Source organism: Sphingopyxis sp. GW821-FHT12F08 (assembly GCF_058806755.1).
In genome coordinates, this window is sequence record NZ_JBXAQA010000005.1 from 345,662 (window position 1) to 371,924 (window position 26,263).

The 26,263-nt window shown below is 67.2% G+C and carries 24 protein-coding genes and 1 tRNA gene; 13 read left to right on the top strand and 12 right to left on the bottom strand.

The features are described 5' to 3' along the window. Positions 1-22: 22 nt before the first annotated feature. Together AC1RNQ_RS15690 and AC1RNQ_RS15695 are read right to left on the bottom strand one after the other, a co-directional pair. Positions 23-760 carry a TlyA family RNA methyltransferase gene (locus AC1RNQ_RS15690; RefSeq protein WP_493172464.1) on the bottom strand — a complete coding sequence of 246 codons (738 nt, stop codon included), beginning with the start codon at positions 758-760 and terminating at the stop codon, positions 23-25. Then, the gene (locus AC1RNQ_RS15695; protein WP_493172466.1) at positions 760-2,832 is read right to left on the bottom strand and encodes a protein-disulfide reductase DsbD family protein; all 2,073 of its coding nucleotides are present in this window, start codon (positions 2,830-2,832) and stop codon (positions 760-762) included. Before AC1RNQ_RS15695 ends, AC1RNQ_RS15690 begins: the two co-directional genes overlap by 1 nt. A 100-nt stretch (positions 2,833-2,932) precedes the next feature. On the opposite strand from AC1RNQ_RS15695, the gene AC1RNQ_RS15700 reads away from it, so the two are divergent. After that, complete coding sequence (locus tag AC1RNQ_RS15700; RefSeq protein ID WP_493172468.1) at positions 2,933-4,606, top strand: alkaline phosphatase family protein; 1,674 nt, start codon at positions 2,933-2,935, stop codon at positions 4,604-4,606. A 15-nt stretch (positions 4,607-4,621) separates the two neighbouring features. Further along, positions 4,622-5,452, top strand: coding sequence for a pyrroline-5-carboxylate reductase (proC, locus tag AC1RNQ_RS15705; protein WP_493172469.1), 831 nt, complete (start codon positions 4,622-4,624; stop codon positions 5,450-5,452). 88 nt (positions 5,453-5,540) lie between these two features. Here the strand turns inward: proC and AC1RNQ_RS15710 are convergent, their stop codons facing one another. Further along, complete coding sequence (locus AC1RNQ_RS15710) at positions 5,541-6,053, bottom strand: MarR family winged helix-turn-helix transcriptional regulator (RefSeq protein ID WP_493172471.1); 513 nt, start codon at positions 6,051-6,053, stop codon at positions 5,541-5,543. Positions 6,054-6,130: 77 nt separating this feature from the next. On the opposite strand from AC1RNQ_RS15710, the gene AC1RNQ_RS15715 reads away from it, so the two are divergent. The 3 genes from AC1RNQ_RS15715 to tuf all read left to right on the top strand — a co-directional run bounded on the left by AC1RNQ_RS15715 (position 6,131) and on the right by tuf (position 9,185). After that, positions 6,131-7,216: a branched-chain amino acid aminotransferase gene (locus AC1RNQ_RS15715; protein WP_493172472.1), complete on the top strand. Its 1,086-nt coding sequence runs from the start codon at positions 6,131-6,133 to the stop codon at positions 7,214-7,216. An 83-nt stretch (positions 7,217-7,299) separates the two neighbouring features. After that, positions 7,300-7,374 (top strand) — tRNA-Gln (locus AC1RNQ_RS15720). Between the two features lie 623 nt (positions 7,375-7,997). Further along, positions 7,998-9,185: an elongation factor Tu gene (gene tuf, locus AC1RNQ_RS15725; protein ID WP_493172474.1), complete on the top strand. Its 1,188-nt coding sequence runs from the start codon at positions 7,998-8,000 to the stop codon at positions 9,183-9,185. A 416-nt stretch (positions 9,186-9,601) separates the two neighbouring features. Here tuf and AC1RNQ_RS15730 read toward each other — a convergent pair whose 3' ends face one another. Then, positions 9,602-11,872 carry an EAL domain-containing protein gene (locus tag AC1RNQ_RS15730; protein ID WP_493172475.1) on the bottom strand — a complete coding sequence of 757 codons (2,271 nt, stop codon included), beginning with the start codon at positions 11,870-11,872 and terminating at the stop codon, positions 9,602-9,604. 221 nt (positions 11,873-12,093) lie between these two features. Beyond that, a complete protein-coding gene (locus AC1RNQ_RS15735; protein WP_493172477.1) occupies positions 12,094-13,827 on the bottom strand; it encodes an acyl-CoA dehydrogenase in 1,734 nt (577 codons plus the stop codon). A gap of 54 nt (positions 13,828-13,881) precedes the next feature. On the opposite strand from AC1RNQ_RS15735, the gene AC1RNQ_RS15740 reads away from it, so the two are divergent. After that, complete coding sequence (locus AC1RNQ_RS15740) at positions 13,882-14,841, top strand: L-threonylcarbamoyladenylate synthase (protein WP_493172478.1); 960 nt, start codon at positions 13,882-13,884, stop codon at positions 14,839-14,841. A gap of 169 nt (positions 14,842-15,010) precedes the next feature. On the opposite strand, the gene AC1RNQ_RS15745 is transcribed toward AC1RNQ_RS15740, so the two are convergent. The 3 genes from AC1RNQ_RS15745 to AC1RNQ_RS15755 form a co-directional block, all read right to left on the bottom strand. Further along, positions 15,011-15,913: a DMT family transporter gene (locus AC1RNQ_RS15745; RefSeq protein ID WP_493172480.1), complete on the bottom strand. Its 903-nt coding sequence runs from the start codon at positions 15,911-15,913 to the stop codon at positions 15,011-15,013. 169 nt (positions 15,914-16,082) lie between these two features. Continuing rightward, positions 16,083-16,862, bottom strand: a complete 780-nt coding sequence (locus tag AC1RNQ_RS15750) for an SDR family NAD(P)-dependent oxidoreductase (RefSeq protein ID WP_493172482.1) — start codon at positions 16,860-16,862, stop codon at positions 16,083-16,085. A 10-nt stretch (positions 16,863-16,872) separates the two neighbouring features. Then, a complete protein-coding gene (locus AC1RNQ_RS15755) occupies positions 16,873-17,379 on the bottom strand; it encodes a thioredoxin family protein (RefSeq protein WP_493172484.1) in 507 nt (168 codons plus the stop codon). A gap of 56 nt (positions 17,380-17,435) precedes the next feature. On the opposite strand from AC1RNQ_RS15755, the gene AC1RNQ_RS15760 reads away from it, so the two are divergent. From AC1RNQ_RS15760 to AC1RNQ_RS15780, 5 genes are all read left to right on the top strand, one after another. Continuing rightward, positions 17,436-18,953, top strand: coding sequence for an acyl-CoA carboxylase subunit beta (locus AC1RNQ_RS15760; protein WP_493172486.1), 1,518 nt, complete (start codon positions 17,436-17,438; stop codon positions 18,951-18,953). 105 nt (positions 18,954-19,058) lie between these two features. Next, a complete protein-coding gene (locus AC1RNQ_RS15765; protein WP_493172487.1) occupies positions 19,059-20,192 on the top strand; it encodes an acyltransferase family protein in 1,134 nt (377 codons plus the stop codon). Between the two features lie 10 nt (positions 20,193-20,202). Next, positions 20,203-20,403, top strand: a complete 201-nt coding sequence (locus AC1RNQ_RS15770; protein WP_493172489.1) for a hypothetical protein — start codon at positions 20,203-20,205, stop codon at positions 20,401-20,403. Between the two features lie 83 nt (positions 20,404-20,486). Next, the gene (locus AC1RNQ_RS15775) at positions 20,487-21,599 is read left to right on the top strand and encodes a S41 family peptidase (protein WP_493172491.1); all 1,113 of its coding nucleotides are present in this window, start codon (positions 20,487-20,489) and stop codon (positions 21,597-21,599) included. Positions 21,600-22,064: 465 nt separating this feature from the next. Further along, entirely contained in the window at positions 22,065-22,817 is a 753-nt protein-coding gene (locus AC1RNQ_RS15780; RefSeq protein WP_493172493.1) for a class I SAM-dependent methyltransferase, read from the top strand. A 37-nt stretch (positions 22,818-22,854) separates the two neighbouring features. Here AC1RNQ_RS15780 and AC1RNQ_RS15785 read toward each other — a convergent pair whose 3' ends face one another. Continuing rightward, on the bottom strand, positions 22,855-23,334 hold the full coding sequence (locus tag AC1RNQ_RS15785) for a GNAT family N-acetyltransferase (RefSeq protein WP_493172495.1): 480 nt from the start codon (positions 23,332-23,334) through the stop codon (positions 22,855-22,857). Positions 23,335-23,389: 55 nt separating this feature from the next. Further along, on the bottom strand, positions 23,390-23,758 hold the full coding sequence (locus tag AC1RNQ_RS15790) for a winged helix-turn-helix transcriptional regulator (RefSeq protein WP_493172497.1): 369 nt from the start codon (positions 23,756-23,758) through the stop codon (positions 23,390-23,392). 66 nt (positions 23,759-23,824) lie between these two features. Between AC1RNQ_RS15790 and AC1RNQ_RS15795 the strand changes: the two genes are divergently transcribed. Together AC1RNQ_RS15795 and AC1RNQ_RS15800 are read left to right on the top strand one after the other, a co-directional pair. Beyond that, the gene (locus tag AC1RNQ_RS15795; protein WP_493172499.1) at positions 23,825-24,139 is read left to right on the top strand and encodes an NIPSNAP family protein; all 315 of its coding nucleotides are present in this window, start codon (positions 23,825-23,827) and stop codon (positions 24,137-24,139) included. Then, positions 24,133-25,083 (top strand): nuclear transport factor 2 family protein, encoded by a 951-nt coding sequence (locus tag AC1RNQ_RS15800; protein ID WP_493172500.1) that lies wholly within the window; start codon positions 24,133-24,135, stop codon positions 25,081-25,083. Before AC1RNQ_RS15795 ends, AC1RNQ_RS15800 begins: the two co-directional genes overlap by 7 nt. Here AC1RNQ_RS15800 and AC1RNQ_RS15805 read toward each other — a convergent pair. Next, the gene (locus tag AC1RNQ_RS15805; protein ID WP_493172502.1) at positions 25,080-25,511 is read right to left on the bottom strand and encodes a hypothetical protein; all 432 of its coding nucleotides are present in this window, start codon (positions 25,509-25,511) and stop codon (positions 25,080-25,082) included. The two genes, AC1RNQ_RS15800 and AC1RNQ_RS15805, sit on opposite strands and share 4 nt — an antisense overlap. Continuing rightward, the gene (locus tag AC1RNQ_RS15810; protein WP_493172504.1) at positions 25,492-26,262 is read right to left on the bottom strand and encodes a hypothetical protein; all 771 of its coding nucleotides are present in this window, start codon (positions 26,260-26,262) and stop codon (positions 25,492-25,494) included. The genes AC1RNQ_RS15805 and AC1RNQ_RS15810 overlap by 20 nt, the downstream gene beginning before the upstream one ends. Position 26,263: the final 1 nt, after the last annotated feature.

Below are 26,263 nucleotides of genomic sequence, written 5' to 3' on the forward strand. Positions count from 1 at the left end.
TGCCAATCCATAAGACGGCGTCTCAACCCCCGCGCACCGCCGCGATCAGGAATTCGACATTGCCCTCGGGTCCCGTGATCGGGCTTTCGACGAGGTCGGAAACCGCCCAGCCTTCGTTCTCCAGCCAGGTGCGGACTTCGGCGCAGACGCGGTCGTGCACGGCGGGGTCGCGCACGACGCCCTTCTTGCCCACCTCGTGGCGCTCGGCCTCGAACTGCGGCTTGATCAGCGCGACCAGGCGCGCGCCGGGTTTCGCGAAGGACATCGGGAGGGGCAGGACCTTCGCCAGCGCGATGAAGCTCGCGTCGCAGACGATCAGGTCGATCGGCTCGGGGATATGCGTGGGCGTCAGGATGCGCGCGCTCGTCTGTTCGTGGACGATCACGCGCTCGTCCTGCCGCAGCTTCCATGCGAGCTGGTTGGTGCCCGAATCGACGGCGTAGACGCGGCGCACGCCGCGGCTAAGCAGCACGTCAGTGAAGCCGCCGGTCGAGGATCCGACATCGATCGCGACCGCTCCGCCCACGTCCCAGCCGAGGTGCGCGAGCGCATGGTCGAGCTTGATCCCGCCGCGCGAGACCCAGGGATGGTCGCGGCCCTTGACGCTGATGTCGGCGTCGGCGGTGACCTGCTGCCCCGCCTTGTCGATCTTGCGGTCGCCAACGAAGGCGAGCCCCGCGAGGATCAGCGCCTGCGCGCGCGTCCGGCTCTCGGCGAGGCCGCGGTCGACGAGCAGCTGGTCGGCGCGGAGCTTGGCCATCAGCGCTCGGCCAGCTCGGTGAGCATGCCGGGGGTCAGGATCTGCGGCAGGATTTCGGGCTTGTCGGCGCCGGGGGCGTACCAGAGGTAGAGCGGCACGCTGTTGCGGCCGTGCCCGGCCAGCGTGCGCGTGATCGCCGGATCGCCGTTGGTCCAGTCGCCGACCAGCGTGACGACGCCCGCCTTGTCGAACGCTTTCTGCACGGCTTCGCGGTCGATCGCGCCGGCTTCATTGGCCTTGCACGACAGGCACCAGTCGGCGGTGAAATAGACGAAGACGGGTTTGCCCGATGCGCGCGCCTTGGCGAGGGCTTCGGGGGTGAAGCTGCTGCCCGCAGCGGCTGTGGCCGTCCCCGCGGGCATGAAACGCTGCGCCAGATGCTGGGTCCCGATCGCAAAGCCGATCGCGATGACGGCCGCCATCAGCAACCGGCCGGCCCTTGTGCCCTCCTGACGCTGGATCCGTCCAAGCGAGGCGAAAATCCCGAGGGTGATCAGCAGCGCCGCGCCGCCGACGATCCAGCCGCCGACGCCCGACTGGCGCGAGAGCAACCACAGCAGCGCGGCGGCGGTCAGCCCCATCGGCAGCGCCAGCCATTTGCGGAAGCTCGCCATCCACGGGCCGGGTTTGGGCAGGCGCGTACGCAATCCCGGCACGAAAGCGACGATCAGGAAGGGCAGGGCGAGGCCCAGTCCCAGTCCGCCGAAAATCGGCAGCGCTGCCCATGCGGGCAAGGCCAGCGTCGCGCCGAGCGCCGCGCCGAGCAGCGGGCCGCTGCACGGGGTGGCGACGAAGGCCGCGAGCGCACCGGTCCAGAAGCCCCCCGCCGCGCCGTCCCGCGCGGTCAATTGCTGGCCGCCACCGAACGCCGGCAGTTCGAACAGTCCGAGCAGATTTGCCGTAATCGCCGTCGCGAGGACGAGCAGGAGAAGGACGCTCGCCGGATGCTGCAGCTGGAAAGCCCAGCCGACCTCGGTTCCCGCGGCGCGCAGTCCCAGCAACATTGCGCCGAGCGCGAGCGAGACGAGCACTGCCCCCGCGGTATAGGCGAGCGCCTCGACCTTCGCTTCGCGCGCCGCGCCGCCCGAGCGCGCGAGGCTCAGCGCCTTGAGGCTCAATATCGGGAAGACGCAGGGCATCAGGTTGAGGATCAGCCCGCCGAGGATCGCGCCGCCGAGCGCGGTCCAGAAGAGCGTCCTATCGACCGCCTTCGACGGCGCGGTCAGCGGTTCGCCGGCCGCGCGCACGGCGCCCGGCTCGAACCGCACCGCGAGGCCGCGACCGTCGGCCAGTTTGAGCAGCGCCGCCACGGGGCCGGCGGCCTCGCCGTTCGCGCGCGTCTCGACGACGATCCAGTCGCCGTTGCGGCTGATTGCCTGGGGCGCGGCGTAATCGATCAGTTCGGGGGTCTCGAGGAACAGATGCGGCACCGCGATCGCGACGCCGCGGGGCAGGGGGATTTCGAAGCGGACGGTGTCGCCGCGCCGCTCCCATGCGCCCGCGCGGTCGAGCGGCTGCGGCAATCGTGCGCGCCACGCGTCGAATTTCGCACGCGACGCCGGGGCGACCGCGCCGTCGCCGGCGGTCAGCTTGACCGAAATCACTGCCTTTTCGGGGACGCAGACCTTGTCGGTGCAGGCGAGCCAGTTGGCGACCCCCGACAGCGTCAGGTCGGTTCCGGGCGCCACGCTTTTGTCGATGCGGACATCGGCGAGCAGCGCATAGGGATGCTCATAGACATGGTTCATCATGCCGAAGAGGGTGAGCGCCTCGGGCACCGGATAGCGGAAGGGCGCGACCGTCACGCCCTCGGGCGCGTTCCACTCGACCGTCATCCCGAAGCCGGCGTCGCCGCCGTTGAGCCAATAGCCGTGCCAGCCCTTGGCGGGGGTCATGGCGAGAGCCAGCGTCGTCGTCGAGCCCGGCGCGGGCGCCGGCGATTCGGCGATCAACTGCGGCGCGATGTTCACCGGCTGCGCCTTGGCCGGGGCAAGCGCGAGCGCCGCGAGCGCCAGCAAAGCCAGCGCCGCGCGCCAGATGCCTGTCACAAATCCGTCCTTCCGGGCTTTCATAGCCGTCCCGCCGCAATCCATCGTTCAAGGCTTGCCATATAGGCGGCTTTGGTCGAGAGGACAGCCCGCACCGACATCGCTGCATGGGGAGACGCCGATCGTGTCGTTCAAACATCTGGCCACGGCGCTTGCCGCCACGCTCTCGGTCGCCGCGACCGGCGCCGTCCTTGCGCAGGATTCGGCGGCCCCGGCGCAGAAGATGACGGCGTCGACCCCGCCGCCCAGGCTGATCGTGATGATCGCGGTCGACCAGTTTTCGGCCGACCTGTTCGCCGAATATCGCGGCCATTTCACCGGCGGCCTCGCGCGGCTCGCCTCGGGCGTAGTCTTTCCCGCGGGCTATCAGTCGCACGGCGCGACAGAGACCTGCCCCGGCCACTCGACGATCCTGACCGGCAGCCACCCCGCGCGCACGGGCATCGTCGCGAACAATTATTTCGACCTGTCGACGCCGCGCGACGACAAGCGCGTCTATTGCGCCGAGGATGAGAGCGTGGCCGGGACGACATCGGGCAGCGGCAAATATGCGGCGTCGGTGAAGCATCTGCTGGTTCCGACGCTCGGCGACCTGATGAAGGCGCGCGACCCGAACGCGCAGGTCGTCTCGGTCGCGGGCAAGGACCGCGCGGCGATCATGATGGGCGGGCATCAGGCCGACGAACTGATGTGGCTCGTCCCGGCGGGGCTCACCAGCTATCGCGGCACCGCGCTGTCGCCCGTCGCGACGCAGGCGAGCGCCGCGATCGCCGCCGCGCTGGCGCAGCCGCGCCCGGCGCTGACCTTGCCCACCGATTGCGCGGCGAAGGATATCGCGATCCCGATCGACAAAGGGGGCTCCGTCGGCACCGGCCGCCTTGCGCGCGACGGCGGCAATTTCCGCGGCTTCATGGCCTCGCCCGAGGCCGATGGCGCCGTCCTCGCCACCGCCGCGGCGCTGCGCCAGACGCGCAAGATGGGTGAGGGCGACACCACCGACCTGCTCATCGTCGGGCTGTCGGCGACCGACTATGTCGGCCACACCTATGGCACCGAGGGCAGCGAAATGTGCCTGCAGATGGCGGGCCTCGACCGCGAACTCGGCGATTTCTTCGCGCGGCTCGACGCGACCGGCATCGATTATGCCGTCGCGCTGACCGCCGACCATGGTGGCCACGACCTGCCCGAGCGCAACCGCCAGAACGCCTGGCCCGCCGCCGAGCGCGTCGACCGCGGTCTCGACGCCGACCAGCTGGGCAAGGCGGTCGCCGAAAAGCTCGGCCTGCCGCAGCCTTTGCTCTACAGCGACGGCCCGTTCGGCGACATGTATCTGTCGAAGACGCTGACCTCCGCGCAGCGCAAGGCCGCCTCGACCGAACTGCTCGCCCGCTGGCGCGCGCACCCGCAGGTCGAGGCTGTGGTTACGGCCGAGGAACTGGCGAAACACCCGATCTCGAAACGCTCGCCCGACGTCTGGTCGCTGATGGACAAGCTGCGCGCGTCATACAATCCGCAGCGTTCAGGCGATTTCGTCGTCGCGCTCAAGCCGCGCGTGACGCCGATCCCTGAATCGGGCCTTGGTTATGTCGCGACGCACGGGTCGGTGTGGGATTATGACCGGCGCGTGCCGATGCTGTTCTGGCGCAAGGGGCTGGCCGGTTTCGAACAGCCCAATGCAGTGATGACGGTCGACATCATGCCGACGCTCGCGTCGCTGATCGGGCTGCCGGTCGACGCCGCCAAGATCGACGGCCGTTGCCTGGACCTGATCTCGGGTCCCGAGAGCAGCTGCCGCTAGGATGAAACAGGAACGATGACAAAGACTTTGCGGACTTTTTCCGGCCGGCTGTTGCTGGTCGGTTGCGGAAACATGGCGGGGGCGATGCTGGGTCGCTGGCTCGCGGAGGGGCTCGACCCGGCGCAGGTCGCGATCGTCGATCCCTTCGCCGCGCCGCGCGCGGGCATCGCGCAGCACGCATCGCTCGGCGAGTGGCAGGTGGCGGGCGGCAGCGCCGACTGGATCATGCTGGGCATGAAGCCGCAGCAGCTGGGCGAGGTCGCGGGCGAGCTCGGCCCGCAGGTCGCCGACGACGTCCATCTGCTGTCGATCCTCGCGGGCGTGTCGCTCGCCGATCTGGTCGCGCGCTTCCCGAACGCGCGCGCGCAGGTGCGCATCCTCCCCAATCTTGCGGCGCGTATCGGCGCCGGCGTATCGGCGTTCGCCAGCCTGGGCCGCGCCGACGAGAAGGCAATCACGGCCTTGCTGGCGCCGCTCGGCCAGGTCGTGCCGCTGGGCGACGATTCGACGATGGATCTGGTCACCGCCTTCACCGGTAGCGGCCCGGCGTTCGTCTTTCGCCTGATCGAGGCCTATGCCGCCGCGGGCGAGCGGCTCGGCCTGTCGCCCGAGGACGCGCTCAAGCTCGCGACCGCGACCTTCGGCGGGTCGACCGCGCTGCTCGCCGACAGCGACGAAAAGCCGGGCGCGCTGGTCGCGCAGGTCGCGAGCAAGGGCGGCACGACGCAGGCGGGGCTCGACGTCCTCGACGAAGGCGGGCAGCTCGTCGCGTTGATGACCAATGTGCTGCGCGCGGCGCGCGACCGCGGGCGCGAGCTGGCGGATATCGCGCGCGGCGAGGGGTAAGTCGGTCTGAACCCTAGCCCTTGAGCCTGTCGAAGGGCGCTTCTCAGTGAGGCACCCTTCGACAGGCTCAAGGGCTACGGGTTTTGGTTCAGGTGGTATCGCCGCCCAGCTTCGCCATCCGGCCGCGTTCGCGCGGCGGCAGCAGCGCCTCGCTCACCTGCCAGAATCCGGTCACCGCCGCCTGACCCGCCTGCGTATAGGCGCGGCTCATCGCGTCGCGCAGCAGCGCGAAGACCGCCGCCTCGACCGCGCGACCTTCCTCGGTCAGCCGCAATTCCTTCTGGCGCCGGTCGCGGTTGCCCGGGCGCGTCGCCAGCATGTCGCGCGCCTCCAGATCCTTGACCACGCGCCCCAGCGACTGTTTGGTGATGCCGAGCAGCGCGAGCAGGTCCGAAATCGTAAGGCCGGGCTGGCGTGCGATGAAGTAAAGCGCACGGTAATGCGCGCGCCCGAGGTCCATTTCGGCGAGCCGCGCATCGACCGAGCGCCACAGCGATCCATGCGCGAAAAACAGATATTCGATGCCGCGACGCACCTCGGCCTCGCGCAAGAAAAGGGCAGAGGCGCCGGGCACTTGTGAAAGAAAATTATCGTTCGGCATAGTCACTACCGTTGCGCCCGGCGCCCGGCTTTGGCAAGAGGCGCGCGTGATTCACCCTTGACCGAGTAGGTTCCTGCATGTCCGCTTCCGCCTTTACCCATCTGCCGCACCCCAGCAAGGTCGCGGACGAGGTACGCGCGGCGGCGATCGCGGATCCGGTGTTCGGCCGCGTCTTCACCGACCATATGGTCTCGATCCGCTATTCGGAAGACAAGGGCTGGCACGACGCGCAGGTGATGCCGCGCGGCCCGCTGACGCTCGATCCCGCGACCGCAGTGCTCCATTATGCGCAGGAAATCTTCGAAGGATTGAAGGCGTACCGGCTCGACGACGGATCGATGGCGCTGTTCCGCGTCGAGGCCAATGCCGCGCGCTTCAACGCCAGCGCGCGGCGCATGGCGATGGCCGAACTGCCCGAGGAGCTCTTCATCGCGGCGGTGAAGGAAGCGGTCGCCGCCGACGCGCACTGGTTCCCGCCGGTCGACGGCGGCGCGCTGTACCTGCGTCCCTTCATGTATGCGAGCGAGGTGTTCCTGGGTGTCAAGCCGGCGGCCGATTATCATTTCCTCGTCATCGTCTCGCCGGTCGGCAATTATTTCAAATCGGGCGCCCCGGCGATCTCGCTGTGGGTGTCGGAGGATTATACCCGCGCCGCGCCCGGCGGCACCGGCGCCGCCAAATGCGGCGGCAACTATGCCTCCAGCCTGGTCGCGCAGCGCGAGGCGATCGCCAAGGGGCACGACCAGGTCGTCTTCCTCGACGCCGCCGAGCATCGCTGGATCGAGGAGCTGGGGGGCATGAACATGTTCTTCGTCTTCGACGACGGCAGCATCGTTACGCCGCCGCTGACGGGCACGATCCTGCCCGGCATCACGCGCGACGCGATCATCACGCTGGCACGCGATGCGGGGCTGACGGTGCGCGAGGAACCCTATGCGATCGACCAGTGGCAGGCCGATGCGGAGAGCGGCAAGCTGACCGAAAGCTTCGCCTGCGGCACCGCGGCGGTGGTGACGTCGGTCGGCAAGGTGACGCGCGGGGACAGCAGCTTCACGATCGGCGCCGGCGGGCCGGGGCAGGTCACGACGAAGCTCAAGAACAAGCTGGTCGACATCCAGCGCGGCCGCGCCGCCGATCCGCACGGCTGGGTCACGCGGCTTTAGGGTCCGTACTCAATTACCGCGCCGTCGAGGCGCCAACTTGCCATTCACGCGGCGAGCGCTATAGACGCGCTCGCACCGGCCGTTGGGGCGTCGCCAAGCGGTAAGGCAGCGGCTTTTGATGCCGCCATGCGCAGGTTCGAATCCTGCCGCCCCAGCCAGCCGGTGGCCTGCATCTCGTGGTATCCACGAACGCTCCACGCCTTTTGGTGACCGGCATCGTATCGGGTTGCGACCAACTTGCTTGTAATCGACAGGCCGCGTCGCTATGTGCCACCCGCGTTTTCAGATGGAGCAATATGATCGTGGACCAGAAACAAGCAGCGCTCGAAGCGACGGCTATTGCCGGCGCCGCGCTTTATTTTATCGATTCCTGATCTGCCTCTCGATTTCGAGGAGGCGAACGGCCTCCTGTGTCCGATGACCCTGGAAGGCCCGACCCTCCAGGGTTTTTTATTGGGCGCTTTTCGTGCGCCGACGAACAAGGAGCCGGAACCATGACCCGCACGACGTTGACCATCGCTCGCACCGAACTGCGCGCCGCGCCGCGCGCCGATCGCGCTTGGCGATTTGCGAGCTGACGCCCCTGGCACATCCGCCGGGGCCGCCGAAAGGGACCCGGGACACTCTAATAGCACGAGCCCGCCGGTCCCGTCCGGCGGGCTCTTTTGTTTCGGGCCGCCCCCGCGGCCCACACCGAATTGGCGCGCCAATGCCAATGGCCGCCTGGATCGGGATTGGCCATCCCGGTTCAGGCGGCGCCCACAATAGGCAGGAGGTAAAAATGCCTATCAAGACGCATGTGAATGTTGGAACCATCGGTCATGTGGACCATGGCAAGACGACGCTGACCGCCGCGATCACACAGGTCCAGGCGGCCCGGCTCGGCGGCCAGGCCCTGGCGTTCGATCAGATCGACAAGGCCCCCGAAGAAAGGGCCCGCGGGATCACGATCAACACCAGTCATGTGGAATATGAGTCGGAGACCCGGCACTATGCCCACATCGATTGTCCGGGTCACGCCGACTATGTGAAGAATATGATCACCGGCGCGTCGCAGATGGACGGCGCGATCCTGCTCGTCGACGCGACGCAAGGCGCGGCGAAGCAGACGATCGAGCATATCCTGCTCGCGCGTCAGGTGAATGTTCGCCACATCGTCGTGTTCGTGAACAAGATGGACGCGGTTGCGGTCGAAGACCGTGCGGACATGGTCGCGCTGATCGAGCTCGAGACGGGCGAGTTGCTGGCTCGCCAGGGCTATGCCGATACGCCGTTCGTCTTCGGCAGCGCGCTCGGCGCGCTCGAGGCGGTGGCGCGCGGTGACCTTGGCGATCCGGCGGTTCAGGGGATCGTCGATCTGGTCGCGGCGCTCGACGCGCATATTCCAGACCCGGTCCGGGATGTGGACAGCCCATTCCTGATGCCGATCGAGGGCGTCCACACGATCCCGGGCCGCGGCACGGTCGTTTCCGGCCGCGTCGAGCGCGGCATCGTGCGCGTCGGCGACACGGTGGAAATCGTCGGGGTCGACAACGAAGGCGTCGCGCTGGTCGTGACCGGCACGCAGGCCTTCCGGAAGGATGTTCCGGAGGCACGCGCCGGCATGAACGTGGGACTGCTGCTGCGCGGTCTCAAGCGCGACGACGTCGAGCGTGGGCAGGTGCTGAGCGCCGTGGGTGCCATCAAGGCGCACACGCGGGGCAAGGCGCAGGTCTTCGTACTTTCGGCGGAAGAAGGCGGCCGGCACACGCCGTTTGCCAGCGGCTATCGGCCGCAGTTCTTCTTCGGCGTGACCAATGTCACGGGTGTGATCCACACCAATGACGGCGCGGTCGTGGAGCCGGGCTCGCAGGTCGAGGTCGGCTTCGAGCTGAACCGGCCGGTCGGCATCGAGCCGGGCGTGCGCTTTGCCATCCGTGAGGGCGGCAAGACCGTCGGCGCGGGGCTGGTGACCGAGGTCGCCGGATGAGAGCGTGATGTGACGATGCCGGGCTCCCGGCTCTCGGAGGCAGGTCCTTCGGGGGTCGGGAGTTTCCTCCGGATATCTCGCTGCCGGAACCGCGCGCAGGTGGGCGAATTATGAGAACCGAAGCGGTCTGCAGCGCGCATCGGTTCCGCGTGCGATCCAGCTACTTGCCGTTTCCGGACCCCAAATGAAAAAAGGCCCCGGCTATGCCGAGGCCCTTTCCCTATTTCGTTTTCGGATCAGGCCTGACCGCCACCGCTACCGGTGCCGCCGCCGCCCATCCAACGCCAAAACCAACCCATCGGACGTCTCCTAGATGCAACTGCATGACTGCCCATGCAGAGCAGTTAACGGAGCATATACCCTAACAGGCGTGGTAAATCGAGTCTTAACTGATTTTGGTACCATTTTGGTAACGATTAGGCGGTGCGGCTGTGCGGGGTTGTGGTGAGCGACGCGGCGAGTTCGGAAAATAGTTGCGGCTTGCCAAGATGATAACCCTGGCCGACATCGCAGCCGAGTTCCTCGAGCAACGCCATAGTGGGGGCATCCTCGATGCCTTCGGCGACCGCGACGGCGCCCAGACGGTGCGCGAGATCGATGGTGGACTTGACCACTTCGAAGTTCCGCTGCGAATCACGCATGGTCATCACGAATCGCTTGTCGATCTTGATTTCGTCGGCCTCGATCTCGGTCAGATATTCGAGGTTCGACTGGCCGGTGCCATAGTCGTCGATCGACAGGCGGATGCCCGCGCGGCGCAATTGCGCGAGGGTCTGGCGCGCCTGGCGGCTGTTTTCGATCTGCGCGGTTTCGGTGATTTCGATCGTCAGCATCTCGGGCGGCAGGTGGTGCGCGGTCAGCATCACACGGATCGTGCCGACGAGGTCGGCATGATCGAGCAAGGTCGCCGACAGGTTGACCGACATGTGGATCTTGAACCCGCGTTCCTGCAGCTGCGCCGCCGAGCGGATCGCCTGGTCCATCACGAACAAGGTGAGGCGATAGATGTCCTGGCTCTTTTCGGCCTGGACGATGAACTCGTCGGGCGGGATCGGCCCGCGCGTCGGGTGGGTCCAGCGCGCGAGTGCCTCGACCCCGACGAGCGCGCGGGTGCGGATGTCGTACTGCGGCTGGAAGGCGACCCAGATGTCGCCGCCGGTGAGCGCGTCCTCGAGCTGCGAGTGGAAGCTGAGCTGCCAGCCCGCGTCTTCCTTTTGGCGCGGCGAATATTTGGTCCACAGCGCGCGGGTGCGGATCGCGCGTTCGGCGGCGACGAGCGCGGCGGCGAGGCGCTGCGCGTTCGAGCCCTCGAACTCGTCGTTGACCCCGAAGGCGATCGCGACGTCGACGCGCAGTTCGCCGATCGTCAGCGGCGCGTTGAACAAGGCGGCGAGGCCGGCGAGATGCCCCTCGATCTGGCTGTGCTGATAATAGGGGACCAGCCAGGCGAAGGTGCCGTCGAGATCGTGGTGAAGCTGCGTCCCATGGCACGCGAGCGTCAGGCGGCGTGCGACCTGGTCGACCAGCTGCTGGCTGCCCTGGCCGGGGAGGAAGGCCGCGAGATCCTCGAAATTGACGAGTTTGGCGGCGATGACCGTTGCGCTGCCGAACGCGGCCTGCGCGCGCAAGGCCTCGAAATTGGGGAGGCCCGAGACCGGATTCTCGCGCTGCGCCGAGGCGCGGCGGCGTTTGCGCGAGACATTGGCGCTGACCGCGGCGACGAAGAAGAGCGCGGCGCCGATCGAGCTGGTGACGAGCAGGGTGGCGAGCAGCACTTTGCCGACGACCGCGACGCCGACCGCGGCGATCGCGGTCGGTGCGTACCAGCGCTGGAAGCGCGGCAGCAGCGCGGCGAAGAGGGTGAGCGCCATCAGGGCGAGCGCGGGCATCCAGCCGATATCGACCGGATTGCCGCGCTTCAGCGTCTCGCCGCCGATCAGATGGATATAGGCCCCGGGCACGAGGTCGTGGCCGGGGAGATAATGGGCGTCCTGGAAAGTCGAGGCCGTCGGCGCGAAGATGACGTCCTTGCCCTTGAGCTGCGCCGCGCCGATGCGCCCCGCGAGCAGGTCGGCGGCGCCATATTGCGGGATGCTGCCGGTGTCGTAGGAGAAATCGAGGCGGAAAGCCTTCGGTTCGGCCGAGCGCTTGTTCGCGAGCAGCGAGGCGAAGCTGGGGAGCTTGCGGCCGTCGGCGAGATAGGTGATCGGGACGTTCCAGACCTGCCAGAATTCATAGTCCCAGGCGATGCTGGCGAGCTGCGCCTGTTCGCCGAAGGCGGGATTGGGAAAGATCGAGCGGCTGCGGTCGGTGCCGGGCATCGACTTGGTCGCAACCGCGAGCACCGCGCGGTTGCCCATCTTGCGCACCGCTTCGGTCAGTTTCGAGAAATCGGGATCGGATTCGCGGCGGTCGAAATAGAAATCGAGGAACACGCGCTTCGCGCCGGCCTTGTCGATCGCGTTGACGACCTCGCCATATTGGGTCATCGAAAATTCGCCGCCCGGGGTCTGGCCGAGCGTGCGGTCGTCGAGCGCGACGATGACGATATCGCCCGAAACCGGCCGGTCGCCGAGCCGGCTGGTCGCCATCGCGATCATCCGGTCGGGAACCTCGCCCGCGCCCGAAATGCCGACGATGATGCTGAGCAGCAGCGCAAGCCCGAGCGTGCGCCAGCTGACGATCATCCTGTTGACTATCAATGGCACGCGCGCACGTCTCCAGCGGTTAGCGTATGTGCCTAAGCCGCGATGGTTATCATCGCGTTAATGATTAACGGATGGGCGCGGTTTTCCGGGCGTGATGGTGCGTCGGATTTCGGCGTGGGAGCTGACATTTCTCAGCCCCTCCTCTTCAGAGGAGGGGTTTTTGAGTCTGGAAACCACCCCGGACCGGAGACTGGCCGGCGTCAGCCGAAGGCGGGAAGCGCCGCGTCGCCCGCCAGCGCCGACGGCGCGAGGCCGGTGGCGGCGGGGACGATCTGTTGCAGGTAGAAGCGCGTCGATGCCATTTTGGCTTCGAGGAAGGCGGTGTCGCCATTGCCTTCATCGAGTGCGGTTTTCGCCGCCTTATGCTGCAGCGCCATCAGCCAGCCGCATGTCGCGGTCGAGAGCATGGTGAGATAGGGATAGCTGCCCGCAAGCCGGTCGCCGGTCGACGCGTTCACCATCCAGTCGGTGACGGCGCGGCACGCGTCGACGAGCTGCTGCAGTTCGGGGAAATCGCCCGCGCCATGCGCGATGTCGTCGATCAGGCCGCGGACGAGATCGCCGCCCGCCATGCCGAGCTTGCGCCCGACGAGGTCGGCCGCCTGGATGCCGTTGGTGCCTTCGTAGATCGGGGCGATGCGCGCGTCGCGATAATGCTGCGCGGCGCCGGTTTCCTCGATGAAGCCCATGCCGCCATGGACCTGGATGCCGAGGCTGGCGACCTCGCAGCCGATGTCGGTCGCGTGCGCCTTGGCGAGCGGAATCAGGATTTCGGCGCGCATCGCGGCACCCTCGTCGCCCAATTTGCCGAAATCGGTCTGGGCGGAGGCGTAATAGATCAGCGCGCGCGCGGCCTCGGTCTGCGCGCGCATGCGCCACAGCATGCGGCGCACGTCGGGGTGCTGGTCGATCGTCACCGGGGTGCGGTCGGGCGATCCGGCGAGCGACGACTGGATGCGCTCGGCGGCGAAAGCCTGCGCCTGCTGCGTCGCGCGTTCGGCGATCTGGACGCCCTGGCAGCCGACCATCAGCCGCGCGTTGTTCATCATCACGAACATCGCGCGCATGCCGCCCATTTCGGCGCCGACGATCTCGCCGAGGCAATCTTCGTCCTCGCCATAGACCATCACCGCGGTCGGCGAACCGTGGATGCCGAGCTTGTGCTCGATCGAGGCGCAGTGGACGCCGTTGCCGATCGTCGGATTGCCCTCCGCATCGAGGCGATATTTGGGGACGAGGAACAGCGAGATGCCGCGCGTTCCCTCGCTTGCGCCGGGCGTGCGCGCGAGGACGAGGTGGACGATATTGTCGGTGAGGTCGTGCTCGCCGAAGGTGATGAAGATCTTTTGCCCCTTGATCCTGTAGAGGCCTGCGTTCGGGCCTTCGGTGACTTTTTCAGCGGTCGAGCGCAGCGCGCCGACGTCGCTGCCGGCGGCGGGCTCGGTCAGGTTCATCGTACCGTTCCACGCGCCCGACACCAGCTTGGGCAGCCAGGTCTGGCGCTGTTCCCCGGTGCCATAGGCCATCAGCGCGTGGATCGCGCCGGGAGTCAGGATGTTGCACAGGGTGAAGCCCATGTCGGCGGTGCCGAGCGCCTCGATGATCACGGTTGCGAGCGTGAAGGGCAGGCCCTGGCCGCCATATTCGGTCGGGCCGTCGATGCTGCCCCAGCCGGCGTCGACGAACGCCTGATACGCTTCCTTGAAGCCCGGGGGCATGGTGACCTTGCCGTCGTGCCACTTGGGGTTGTTGACGTCGCCGACGCGGTTCAATGGCGCGTACACCTCCGCCGCGAACTCGCCGATGCCGGTGACGATCGCCTCGACCATGTCGGGGGTCGCGTCGGCGAAACGTTCGTGTTGCGCCATCGCGTCGATCCGCGCGATATGGCCCAAGACAAAAAGCTGTTCGGTGGTGGGCGGCGTATAGGTCAAGGTCCGGCTCCCCTTTTAGGGATGATTCCACAGGTGGCGGCGCTATAGCGCGGCATGGCCAAGGGTCAAACAACACCGCTTTACACCACCGATACCCGCGCTTTCTCGGCGGAGGCAATCGCGCGCGCCGGGGGGCTTGTCGGGGAGGGGCAGCCGGTCGCGGTGCCGACCGAGACGGTCTACGGGCTTGCCGCCGATGCGCGCAACGCCGCGGCGGTGGCGCGGATTTATGCGGCGAAGGGGCGGCCCGATTTCAATCCGTTGATCGTTCATGTGCCCGATCTGGCGGCAGCAGAAAAGCTGGGCGTGTTTGGCGCGGTCGAGCGGGTGCTGGCGGTGCGTTTCTGGCCGGGGCCGCTGACCCTGGTGGTGCCGCGTACGGCGGATTGCCCGGTGGCGAGCATCGCGACGGCGGGGCTCGATACGATTGCGCTGCGCGTGCCGGGGCACCGCGCGATGCAGGCCTTGCTCGCTGAAAGCGGCGCGCCGCTGGCGGCACCGAGCGCGAATGCGAGCGGCGGGGTGAGCCCGACCAGGGCGAGCCATGTGCTGGCGACTTTGGATGGGCGGATCGCGCTGGTGATCGACGACGGGCCGACGAGCGCGGGGGTCGAATCGACGATCGCGCGGGTGAAGGACGGCGCGGTCGAGGTGCTGCGGCCGGGGCCGGTGACGGCGGCGATGCTGGCCGAGGCGTCGGGGCTGGCAGTGACGGGGGTCGCGGGATCGGAGATCGTCGCGCCGGGGATGCTCGCAAGCCATTATGCCCCGGGCAAGCCGATGCGACTGGGGGCGGATGGTTTTGCCGACGACGAATATGGGATCGGTTTTGGTGCGCTCGTGGGCGACTATCAGCTGAGCGGGGCGGGCGACCTGACCGAGGCGGCGGCACGGCTGTTCGACGCGCTGCACGCGGGGGCAGCGAGCGCGCAGACGCGGATCGCGGTGGCGGCAATCCCGCGGGATGGGTTGGGAGCAGCGATCAACGACCGGCTTTCGCGCGCAGCGGTGTGAAATTTTGAATCACGCGAAGACGCGAAGAAATATCGTTTTCAAACTCCGTTCGCCCTGAGCTTGTCGAAGGGCCGTTCTTTCTTCCGGCGGCGAAGGGAAGAACGGTGCTTCGACAAGCTCAGCACGAACGGATTTTGGGATTTCTCCGCGCCTTCGCATGAGATTATTCCTAAGCCGCTGCCGGCTCGACCGGATCGCCGTGCGGGACCTTGCGCGCCACGATCAGGCAGGCGGCGACGATCAGCACTGCGCCGGCGATTGTCGGCAGCGTGACGGGCTCGGCGAAGAAGACCCAGCCGAAGAGCATCGCCCACAGGAAACCGGTATATTCGGTGGTCGCGAGGATCTGCGTTTCGGCGCGGGCATAGGCCCAGCTGAGCAGCAGCAGCGACGTCGTCGCGAGGATCGCGGCGCCGAGGATATGCGGGGCGTGGTCGATGCTGGGTACTACCGCAAACCAGGGCGCGCCGAGCGCAAGGATCGCGGCGACGAAGAAATTCTGGAAGAAGGCGATTTCGAGCGGCTCGGCCATCTTCGCTTGCCGCCGCGCGAGGATGAGGTTGTAGGCGTAAAAGACCGCCGAGAGGAACACCGCGCCGACCGCCCATAACGCTTCCGCATTATAATCGCTGCCGCCGATCTTGCCCGCGACGATGACGATTACGCCGCCGAGCCCGAGCAGCGAAGCGGCGACCGAGCGCGGGCCGATCTTCTCGCCGAGGAAGATCGCCGCCATGTAGAGTGCCATCAGCGGCGCGACGAAGGCGAGCGCGATCGCCTCGGCGATCGGCAGCCGCGCGAGCGCCCAGAAGAAGCAGAGCGCCATCGCGGCGACGAACAGCGAGCGCCAGGCGTGGATCTGCATCGTCGCGCGGTCGGGCCAGATCGGGCGCAGCGAGAAATAGATGGCGCCGCTGACCAGCGTGCCGCAGCCGGTGCGCCACAGGACCGCGTTGTATGCGCCGAGGTCGATCGACAGCCCCTTCATCAGCACGTCCATCGCCGAAAAGGTCGCGATTCCCGCGCAGGCGATCAGGAAGGGGATAAGCGGCGAGGGCGAATCGGGGCGCATGGCGGGGGCTGTAGCCGAGAATGACGCGTTGATCGCGCTTTGGTTTTTGGGGCGGCGTGACGGCTGGAGTGGAGGGTTTGGGGTAGGGAGCGAACCCAAGGATCCTCCCCATCGCAAGTCGATGGGGAGGATTTTTGCGTCGTGTTTCGTCCGAAACCGGCGCCTATGGCTAACGGAACGTCGCCATGCCCGCGCCGTCGATCGCGAGCCTCTGGCCCGAGCAATAGGGGTTGGCGTCGCTGACGAACCACAGCACCGCCGCGGCGACGTCGCTCGGTTCGGCGACGCGGCCGAAGGGCATTTTCGACGCGAGGTGGTGGATGTCGTCCTGGCCGGTGATCGCGCGCGACAGGCGTTCGCCCATGTCGCTGACGGTCAGCGCGGGGGCGACGATGTTGACGCGGACGCCGTGCTTGAGCTCCTCCTTGGCGAGCGCCATCGCGAGCGCTTCGCCCGCGACCTTGCCCATCGTGTAGGGCGCGCCGAATGGGGCGTGCTGGGTCGCGGCGATGCTGGAGATGACCACCACGTCGCTGCGTTCATGCTGGCGGAGCTGCGGCAGGCAGAGGCGCGACAGCCGGTGCGGGCCGACCGCGTGGACCGCGAGCAGTTTCTCGACCTCGGCAGCGTCGGTGTCGGCGACGCCGCGGCCGCGGCTGGCGATGCCGGCGTTGTTGACCAGGATCGATAGCGGGCCAAAATCGGTCTCGATGCCCGCGACCATCGCGGCGCAGGCTTCTTCGTCGGTGACCGAGGCCTGATAGGCCTTGGCCCGGCGGCCGAGCGCCTGGATCGCGGCGACGGTTTCGGCGGCGGCGCCTTCGTCGCGGGTATAGTTGACCGCGACGTCGGCGCCCGCTTCGGCCAGCGCGAGCGCGATGCCGCGACCGATGCCGCGCGAGGCGCCGGTGACGAGCGCAGTGCGCCCCGCAAGGTTCATCTCGGCCATGCCTCTCTCCCTATTGCATCAATTCGGTCTGGATTTCGTGCGTGTCGCGTCTCGCGGCGTTGCGCCATTGGGGCGCGGCCTTGCGGTTGAGCACATGGCCGCGCGCGTCGAGGATCGCCACCGTCGGCGTGCCCTTGATCTTCCTGAAGCCGAAGCGCGCCGGGATTTCGGGGTTCCGGCCCTGGCCGACCTGCGGCATGCCGATATCGACGAAGACGATATGGTAGCGCGCGGCGAGCGTGCCCGCGAGGCCGGCGCTGGTCACGGCGTTGGCGAACCAGGCGCTGTCGTGGCAGTCGTTCGACCCCATCACCAGTAGCACGCGCTTGCCCGACCGGCGCGCGGCGGCGATCGCCGCATCGATCGCCGCCATCGCGTCGGAGCCGGGATCGAAGACGTTGGTTTCATAAGGCTTTTCGACGCCGGGGATCGAACGGAGCGGGGCGTCGTCGAAGGCCCGCGCGGGGACGAGCGGGAGGAGGACTATCGCGAAGGCGAGGGCGATTTTGCGCATCATGCGCCGACGATAGGTTTTGCATGACGTTTCCGTCAACGTCAGTTAGCCTCCGTCCCATGAGCTGGAAAAAAGAAGTCGAGGAACTCGCCGCGCGCCGCGCGATGGCCGAGAAGATGGGCGGCGAGGAAAAGGTCGCGCGCCAGCACGGGCGCGGCAAGATGGATGCGCGGGCGCGGCTCGCGGCGATCGTCGATCCGGGCAGCTTTCGCGAGATCGGCAAGATCGCGGGGCGCGGAAAATATGGCCCCGATGGCGAGCTGGAAGATCTGGCCGCGAGCAATTTCATCTTCGGGCGCGCGAATGTCGATGGGCGGCCGGTGGTCGCCTCGGCCGACGATTTCACCGTGCGCGGCGGCGCGGCCGATGCAGCGCTGCACAGGAAGTTCGTGCAGTGCGAGGCGATGGCGCATGAATATCGCCTGCCGCTGATCCGCATGATCGACGGCACCGGCGGCGGCGGGTCGGTCAAGACGCTGGAGGATATGGGCTATACCTATATCCCGCACGTGCCCGGATGGGACGAGATCATCGTTAACCTCGATACCGTGCCGGTCGTGGCGCTGGCCTTGGGGCCGACCGCTGGGCTGGGTGCGGCGCGGGTGGTCGCGAGCCATTACAGCGTGATGGTGCGCGGGCTGTCGCAGCTGTTCGCGGCGGGGCCGGCGGTCGCGGCGGCGATCGGCGATACGCTCGACCGCGAGGAACTGGGCGGGAGCGATGTGCATACGCGCAACGGCGTCGTCGATGACGAGGTCGCGAGCGAGGCCGAGGCATTCGCGGCGGCGCGGCGGTTTTTGTCCTATTTGCCGTCGTCGATTCATGACCGGGCCTTGCGGACCCAATGCAGCGATCCGGTCGACCGGCGCGAGGAAGCCTTGCTGTCGGCCGTCCCGCGCGAGGCGAAGCAGGTTTATGCGATGCGGCGGATCTGCGCGGCGGTGTTTGACCTGGACAGTTTTTTCGAGATGGGCGCGCGCTGGGGGCGGGCGGTGATCACCGCCCTTGCCCGGCTCGACGGTTATCCGGTCGCGGTGCTCGCGAGCGATCCCTCGTACCTTGGCGGGTCGTGGGACGCGAAGACCAGCGAGAAGGCCGAGCGCTTCGTCAAACTGGCCGACCAGTTTCGCCTGCCGATCGTCCACCTGGTCGACAATCCCGGCTTCATGATCGGCGGCGAGGCCGAGCGGACGGGGACGATCCGCTATGGGGTGCAGGCGATGAACGCGATCTATCGCGCAACGGTGCCGCTCGCGTCGGTCGTGGTGCGCCGCGCTTACGGGATCGCGGGCAGCGCGATGAGCAATGCCGAACGTTTCCAGTATCGCTTCGCCTGGCCCTCGGGCGACTGGGGCAGCTTGCCGATCGAGGGCGGGGTCGAGGTCGCGTACAAGAGCGAACTGGAAGCCGCCGCGGATCCGGCGGCGCATCTGGAGGCGATCAGGGAGCGGCTGAACCGCGTGCGCTCGCCGTTCCGCACCGCCGAAAAATATGGAGTCGAAGACATCATCGATCCGCGCGATACGCGGCCCTTGCTGTGCGAGTTTGCGGAACTGGCCTGGCGGGTGTTGAAATAGACCCGTTCGTGCTGAGCTTGTCGAAGCACCGTTATTTTTTCCAACCTCGCCAAAGGGAAGAACGGCCCTTCGACAAGCTCAGGGCGAACGGAGTGGGGGAAGAGTATGACCGGCGCGCGCCATTACGGCATGGACTGGCTCCGCATCGGGGCGTTCGCGCTGCTGATCCTCTATCATATCGGCATGTATTTCGTGCCGTGGGGCTGGCATGTGAAGATCGCCGAGCCGGTCGAATGGGTCGCGCTGCCGATGCTCGCGACGAACAGCTGGCGGCTCGCGCTGCTGTTCCTCGTGTCAGGTTATGCGAGCGCGGCGCTGTTTGCCAAGCTCGGCGGGCCGGGCGGCTTCGCGCGGTCGCGGAGCGCGCGGCTGCTGATCCCCCTGCTGTTCGGCATGGCGGTGATCATTCCGCCGCAGCCGTGGATCGATCTTGCGGGCCAGCACGGTTACCCGCACGGTTTCCTGCATTTCTGGCTGCACGATTATTTCGGCTTCCAGTTCATCGACGGCATCGCGCTGCCGACGTGGCAGCATCTGTGGTTCGTCGTGTACCTCTGGGTCTATACGATGCTCGCGGCGCTGTTGCTGGCAATCGTGCCCGTGGCGGCGCGCGCGCGGATCGCCGACGGCGCGGCGCGGTTGCTCGGCGGCTGGCGGTTGCTGGTGGTGCCGGCGCTGTGGTGGGTCGCGATCTACCTTGCCTTTCCCGATCATGACGAGACGCACGCGCTGTTCGACGACGGCCCGTCGCACCTTCATTATCTGACGGCGTTCGGCGTCGGCTGGCTGCTGCGGGTGCGGCCCGTGCTGTTCGAGGCCGTGGCGCGCTGGTGGAAGGCGGCGCTGCTGCTCGGCCTGCTCGCCTTCCTTCCCGTCGCGTGGATCGAATGGACCTGGCCAGGCGAGACAGTCGCACCCCCCGAGGTGTTCCTCCCCTATCATGTCGCGCGCAACGTCAACGGCTGGTTGATCCTCATCGCGTTGCTGGGGATCGCCGACCGCTGGTGGAACCGCGACCACCCGCGCCGCGCGATGCTCGCCGAGGCGGTCTTCCCCTTCTATATCGTCCACCAGACGATCATCGTCGTCACCGGCTGGTGGTTGCTGCAGGGGCAGGTCGCGGCGCTGCCGTCCTTCCTGATCCTGGTCGCCGCGACGGTGACGGGATGCTGGCTTTTCTATCGGATCGGGCGCAGCATCGGCTGGCTGCGGCCGCTGATCGGACTGCAGCGCCAATAGGGAGACGGACATGGGCGCAGTAAAAGGCCTGATGGCGGTGGTCGGGGTCGCGGCGATCCTGATGGGCGGGCTGTGGATCCTGCAGGGACTCGACATCGTGCGCTGGCCATCGAGCAGCTTCATGCTGGGCGATATCACCTGGACGCGCAACGGCACCGTACTCGCTGTGGTCGGGATCGCGCTGGTCTGGTTTGCGCGCAAAAAGCCGTGAATGCGTATCGACTACAAATGTAGTTGATCTGTATTGATGACATGATACACGTCCGTCCGACCGGGGTTGGATTGGAGACAAAGATGATTCGTCCTCAGCGCCTTTTGCCGCTCCTGCTCGCCGCGGCGGTGCCGCTTGCCGCAATGCCCGTTCACGCCGCCGAGGAAGCGGCCGCGCCCGCAGAAAAGGGCGATGCGATCGCCGAAGCCTATGCCGCGCTGCTGGCGCGCGACTATGTCTATCCCGAAACGGGCAAGCGTTATGCCGAGGCGATCCGCGCGGCGATCAAGGCGGGGCGCTATGCCTCGCTGTCGGGCGAAGCACTGGGCGCGGCGATCGACGCCGATGTCCATGCGGTGTCACCCGACGGCCATTTGCGTATCCGCGTAGCCGAGGGCGCGGCCGGAGCGCTCGTGCCGGGCGGTGCGCCGCCGATGCGCCGCGCGCCGCGCGTGCCCGTCGAGCAGGCGGGCTGGATCGCGCCGGGCATCGCCTTCGTCCGCTTCAACGTCTTTCCGATGGATGCCGCGGTGACCGCCGAGGCGGCGAAATTCATGGCCGATCATGCCGATGCCAAGGCGATCATCTTCGACATTCGCACCCATGGCGGCGGCGGGGTCGAACAGATGGACGTCATCTTCCCGTGGCTGTTCGGCAAGGAGACGCGGCTGGTGTCGATGGCGACGCGTGCGTCGGTCGATGCCGGCGGCGGATCGCCGATCGGCGGCTTGCCGTCGATGCGCAGCGTCGCGGGCGATGCGGGCATGGTGACGCGCGAACATTGGGTGACGCCGAACGCCGATGTACGGCTGCGCGACGCCAAAGTCTATGTGCTGATCTCGGGCGGGACGGCGTCGGCGGCCGAGCATTTCTCGCTGGCGATGAAGCACACCGGACGCGGCACTTTGGTCGGCGCGCCGACCGCGGGCGCCAATCATTTCGGGCGGGGCGAAGAGCTGGGGGGCGGTTATAGCGCGTTCATCCCGGTCGGGCGGACCTATGACCCGCTGACGGGCAAGGATTGGGAAGGCACGGGCGTCCTGCCCGACATCGCGGTGGCGCCGGCCGACGCGCTGATGCGCGTGCTCACCGATCTGGGCGTCGCGGTGGACGAAGCGAAGCGGCTCTCCGATACGCATATGCCGAGCGCGCCGATGGAGCGGCGCAAGCCGCGGACGGCCAAACCCGCCGGCTAGAAGGGTTCGCGCCAGCAGGCCTCGATATTGTTGCCGTCGGGGTCGAACAGGAAGGCGCCATAATAGCCGGCCCGCCTTCGCGTGAGCCCGGGGGCGCGGCCCTTCCGCCAAATAGCTGGGGCGTAAGGTCCCCTCCAGAGATAGGGAATGGGTTCCTCCTTGCTCTTGCCGAAGAGAAAGGATTCGGGTCCGTTGGACGCGGTGGCGAGGCTGAGCGGGGCGGCGATGGCGTCGTAAAAGGCGCGGGCGCGGCAAGGTCGCCGACGACGATTCCGGTGTGGTCGATCATGACCGCGCAACGCGCCGCTGGTGCCTTTCGCCCTGCTGTTCGTCGGTTGGTCGGCGGCATCAGTGTATTGGTAGAATAATACGCATGCGCGCGACAGCTTTGCCTTATCGCTGCATCCAATCGCGCGCTTGCCGGCGTCTAGTCGCTGTCAACTGCCGCCAAAAGGGAGGAATATCATGACGCGTCAGGCACTGCTCCGCAATACCAGCTATCTTTTCGCCGCCTTCGGTCTCGCCGTCGCGGGCACGGCCCTCGTCGTGCCGGTCGAACCCGCGCTGGCGCAGGTCGCGGCGGTCGACCCGGGGCGCCCCGCCGCCGACAAGGCGCAGGACGTCAACCGCAAACCCGGGATGATGGTCAAGTTCGCGCGCATCAAACGCGGCGACACCGTCGTCGAAATCCTGCCCGGCGAAGGCTATTTCACGCGCATCTTTTCGAACGCGGTGGGGCCGAAGGGCAAGGTCGTCGCGGCCGAGCCGAGCAGCAGCGATGCGATCAAGGCGCTCGCGGGCGAGCCGGGGCGCACCAATGTCGAACCCTATGCAGGCTCGTTCGACAATGTGGGTTCGGCGGGGGCGGCCGATGTCGTCTGGACCTCGCGCAACTATCATGACTTCAAGGGCGCCAAGCAGCCCACGGATACGGCCGAGCGCGTGAACAAGGCGGCCTTCGCGGCGCTGAAACCCGGCGGCTATTATGTTGTGCTCGACCATAGCGCCGCAGCGGGATCCGGGACGCGCGACTGCGACACACTGCACCGCATCGATGCCGAGGCGGTGAAAGCCGAGGTGCTCGCGGCGGGCTTCGTGCTCGACGGCGAAAGCCCGCTGCTCGCGAACAAGGCCGATGCGCGGACGGTCGCGGTGTTCGATCCGTCGATCCAGGGCAAGACCGACCAGTTCGTGCTGCGGTTCAGGAAGCCGGGGTGACGAGCAATTCCCCTCCCGCCTGCGGGAGGGGTTTTTGCTATTGGCCCGCCAGCGCGGTCAGCGCGTCGCCGTCGACGCGCATGACGGTCCATTCGTCCATCGGCCGCGCGCCGAGGCTCTTGTAGAAGCCGATCGACGGGGTGTTCCAGTCGAGCACCCACCATTCGAGGCGCGCGCAGTCGCGTTCGACGCAGAGCTTCGCGAGATGCGCGAGCAGCGCCTTGCCCAGCCCCGAGCCGCGCGCTTCGGGGCGGACGAACAGATCTTCGAGATAGATTCCCGGCTTGCCCTCGAAGGTCGAGAAATTGTGGAAGAAGAGCGCGAAGCCCTGCGGCGCGCCGTCGATCTCGCCAATGATCACCTCGGCATAGGCGCGCGCGCCGAACAGGCGGTCGCCGAGAGCGGCCTCGTCGAAGCGGACCTCGTGCGCGAGCTTTTCATATTCGGCGAGGTCGCGGATGAACTGCGCGATCAGCGGCAGGTCGGCGGCGGTGGCGGGGCGGATCGAAAGGGTCACGCAAATATCCTGTGCAGAGGGACGTCGGCCGCTCCCTTTAACGAGGGGAAGGGGCCTAAGCGAGGCCCTGCTTGCGATAGTCGAGATGGTTGCGGCCCCATGCGCGGATTTCGTGCATCAGCGGAAGCACCGATGCGCCGTGCGGCGAAATCTCATATTCGACGTGCGAGGGCGCCAGCGAATGGACGGCGCGGACAATCAGCCGCTCTTCCTCGAGACCGCGCAGCGTTTCGGTCAGCACCTTGTGCGACACCTCGGGGATCAGGCGCCTCAGTTCGTTGAAGCGGCGCGTTCCGCTGTCGAGATAATAGAGGCAGATCAGGCTCCACTTGCCGCCGATCGCGTTCAGCGCCGCGGTCATCGGGCAATTGGTGAGCGGGGTCGGCATGTTCGCTTCGGGGTCCGAAGGGGTCGATGTGGCCATGGCATGCTCCCGGTTACCAGAAAGTGCGTCCTTGTCGCCGCCTCCGGCAGCGGACAGGATGACGCGATGATCGTCGAGATGCGGACCTATCAGACCAAGCCGGGAATGCGGACCCGCTTTATCGAGATTTTCGAGAGCAAGACGCGTCCCGAGCATGACCGGCTGGGTATGCGGATCGCGGGGCCGTTCCCGAGCGTCGAGGACGCGGACGCCTTCTTTTTCATGCGCGGGTTTCCCGACATGGAAAGCCGCGAGACGATGAAGGCGGCTTTTTACGAAGGGCGGCTGTGGAAAGAGGAGTTGGAGGCGATGCTGATGCCGATGCTCGAACGTTATGACGTGGTGGTCGTCGACGACCCCGAGGGTCGGATCGCATGGTGAGCGTGCGATGGCTGGCGCCGGTGTTGCTGATCGCGGGGCTGGACGCTCCCGCGATGGCGCATATTGCGCCGGGCGAGCCCCCGGCCGCCCTTGCGCGCGACGGCCAGCATGATTTCGATTTCGAGATCGGGATCTGGGCGACCGACGTGCGTGTGCTGCGCAATCCGCTATCGGGCAAACCGCCGGTCTGGGCGGAGTATCGCGGCACCAGCATTGTTCGGGGGCTGATGGATGGGCGGGCGAACAGCGTCGAGCTGTCGGTCGCAGGACCGGCGGGCAAGGTCGAGGGCATTTCGCTCCGGCTCTACGATCCCGGCGCGCGCCGATGGAGCCTCAACTTCGCCAGCCTCCGCGACGGCGCGATGACCCCGCCGGTGACCGGCGGGTTCGGCGCCGACGGGCGCGGCGTCTTCACTGGTGACGACAAGCTGGGCGGGCGTCCGATCCGCGTACGGTTCGTCATCACGCCGATATCGGCCGACGAGGTGCATTTCGAGCAGGCTTTTTCGGCCGACGGCGGCGCGACATGGGAAGTGAACTGGGTCGCGGTCGACCGGCGGTTGAAAGCCGTCGCGAGCCTGCCCACCGATCTCGCGCAGGCGGTCGAGGCGCACAACCGCGCGACGGTGGCGAAGGATATCGCGGCGCTGGGCGCTGTGGTGACCGACGATTATCTGCTCGTGAACTCCGACGCGACGACGCAGGACAAGCGCTCCTATCTCGCCGATTTCGAGAAGCCCGATTTCCGCATCGAACCCTTCGCGATCGAGCAAGCCGTCGCGCGCGTCGATGGCGACATGGCGGTGACGGGCGGGGTGATGACGCTGCGCTGGACGCAAGATGAGCGGCAGCAGAGCCGCCGGCTGCGTATCGCGCATGTCTGGAGCAGGCAGGATGGCCGCTGGCGTATCGCCTATACCCAGCTCACGCGTGTTCCGGATTAGCGCGCGCCGCGCGCATTGCGACGCGCATAGACGATTCCGAGCGCCGCGATGACGAGCGCGGGCTGGCCGATCACTCCCGGCGCGTCGGCCCAGAAGGTCGCGGGGCCGCAGATGCCGGCCATGACCTCATAGATGTGGAGCAGGCCGTGGAGCGCCAGCCACAGCCCGCCGACGAGCGCGGCGCGCCAGCGGCGGGCCGGAGCGAACGTCGCATAGAGCAGGACCGCGCCGCTGCCGAGATAGGCGAGGCCGATGTCGCGGATGAAATGCGCGTTCGGCGGGCCGGTGGTGACGACGGTGGGGACAAAGACATACCAGTCGAGCGGCCTCGCCAGCATGAAGGCGCCGTTGGCGATGGTGGTGACCGCCGCGACCAGCAGGAGCAGCTGGACCAGCCGGTCGAGCGCGTCATATTTTACCGCTGTCATCTCCCTTCCCCCATTTTGTCGTTCCGACGCTCTTATAGAAGCGATCATAGGCGACGGACAGCGCCGCGCCCACTGATGAGGCCATGAGGCCGACGACAAGGCTGTCGAAGATCATCAGCGCCCAGACGACGGCGTCGGGCGCGCCCATCGCCCATTTGTGGTTCATGCCGTGCAACCACGACAGCGGCGCGAAGACGAGCGGGAGCAGCAGCGCGAGGAGCAACAGCCATGGCCAGCTTTTCAGGACCAGCCCCTTGAGCGGTGTCGCGCGGTCGCCGAACAGCCCCGCGATCATCACGAACAGGAAGGGGAGCGAGAGCAGGCTGAAGACGATCGAGGCGGCAACCGGCGGTTCGCGGTGCGCGAGCAGCGGGAAAAGTTCGCCGACCGATCCGATCGCGAAGAACAGCACAAAGCCGAGCAGCAGCCGAGCCCAGCCGAGCTTACGGATATCATACCAGCGCCCGCCATGCGCGGCGCACCACCAGAAGCGCGCCGAGGCGAAAAAGGTCAGCGCGAGCCCGGTGAGCTTCGCATAGCCAAAAGCCCAGCGCAGCGGATCATTGGCGAGGCTGCGCCCGATCGCGAGGCTGTCGAACATGCCAAGGTGGATTTCCGCGACATGCTGCGCGAATTCGGGGACGACGACGAGCGCCACAACGGCGGGACCGATCCAGAACAGGCTGACCGTGCGGGTCAGATAGTCGCCGATGGCGGAGGCGATGGTGCGGAAGAAGGCGGCGATGCGCATG

Excerpts from the sequence above, each read along its gene's own strand:
- AC1RNQ_RS15775 (WP_493172491.1), top strand. The coding sequence starts at position 20,487 with ATGATTCGTCCTCAGCGCCTTTTGCCGCTCCTGCTCGCCGCGGCGGTG.
- AC1RNQ_RS15765 (WP_493172487.1), top strand. The coding sequence starts at position 19,059 with ATGACCGGCGCGCGCCATTACGGCATGGACTGGCTCCGCATCGGGGCG.
- AC1RNQ_RS15695 (WP_493172466.1), bottom strand. The coding sequence starts at position 2,832 with ATGAAAGCCCGGAAGGACGGATTTGTGACAGGCATCTGGCGCGCGGCG.
- AC1RNQ_RS15690 (WP_493172464.1), bottom strand. The coding sequence starts at position 760 with ATGGCCAAGCTCCGCGCCGACCAGCTGCTCGTCGACCGCGGCCTCGCC.
- AC1RNQ_RS15745 (WP_493172480.1), bottom strand. The coding sequence starts at position 15,913 with ATGCGCCCCGATTCGCCCTCGCCGCTTATCCCCTTCCTGATCGCCTGC.
- AC1RNQ_RS15730 (WP_493172475.1), bottom strand. The coding sequence starts at position 11,872 with ATGATCGTCAGCTGGCGCACGCTCGGGCTTGCGCTGCTGCTCAGCATC.
- AC1RNQ_RS15715 (WP_493172472.1), top strand. The coding sequence starts at position 6,131 with ATGTCCGCTTCCGCCTTTACCCATCTGCCGCACCCCAGCAAGGTCGCG.
- AC1RNQ_RS15805 (WP_493172502.1), bottom strand. The coding sequence starts at position 25,511 with ATGACAGCGGTAAAATATGACGCGCTCGACCGGCTGGTCCAGCTGCTC.
- AC1RNQ_RS15810 (WP_493172504.1), bottom strand. The coding sequence starts at position 26,262 with ATGCGCATCGCCGCCTTCTTCCGCACCATCGCCTCCGCCATCGGCGAC.
- AC1RNQ_RS15780 (WP_493172493.1), top strand. The coding sequence starts at position 22,065 with ATGACGCGTCAGGCACTGCTCCGCAATACCAGCTATCTTTTCGCCGCC.
- proC (WP_493172469.1), top strand. The coding sequence starts at position 4,622 with ATGACAAAGACTTTGCGGACTTTTTCCGGCCGGCTGTTGCTGGTCGGT.
- AC1RNQ_RS15795 (WP_493172499.1), top strand. The coding sequence starts at position 23,825 with ATGATCGTCGAGATGCGGACCTATCAGACCAAGCCGGGAATGCGGACC.
- AC1RNQ_RS15800 (WP_493172500.1), top strand. The coding sequence starts at position 24,133 with ATGGTGAGCGTGCGATGGCTGGCGCCGGTGTTGCTGATCGCGGGGCTG.
- AC1RNQ_RS15755 (WP_493172484.1), bottom strand. The coding sequence starts at position 17,379 with ATGATGCGCAAAATCGCCCTCGCCTTCGCGATAGTCCTCCTCCCGCTC.
- AC1RNQ_RS15710 (WP_493172471.1), bottom strand. The coding sequence starts at position 6,053 with ATGCCGAACGATAATTTTCTTTCACAAGTGCCCGGCGCCTCTGCCCTT.
- AC1RNQ_RS15770 (WP_493172489.1), top strand. The coding sequence starts at position 20,203 with ATGGGCGCAGTAAAAGGCCTGATGGCGGTGGTCGGGGTCGCGGCGATC.
- AC1RNQ_RS15750 (WP_493172482.1), bottom strand. The coding sequence starts at position 16,862 with ATGGCCGAGATGAACCTTGCGGGGCGCACTGCGCTCGTCACCGGCGCC.
- AC1RNQ_RS15790 (WP_493172497.1), bottom strand. The coding sequence starts at position 23,758 with ATGGCCACATCGACCCCTTCGGACCCCGAAGCGAACATGCCGACCCCG.
- AC1RNQ_RS15760 (WP_493172486.1), top strand. The coding sequence starts at position 17,436 with ATGAGCTGGAAAAAAGAAGTCGAGGAACTCGCCGCGCGCCGCGCGATG.
- tuf (WP_493172474.1), top strand. The coding sequence starts at position 7,998 with ATGCCTATCAAGACGCATGTGAATGTTGGAACCATCGGTCATGTGGAC.
- AC1RNQ_RS15740 (WP_493172478.1), top strand. The coding sequence starts at position 13,882 with ATGGCCAAGGGTCAAACAACACCGCTTTACACCACCGATACCCGCGCT.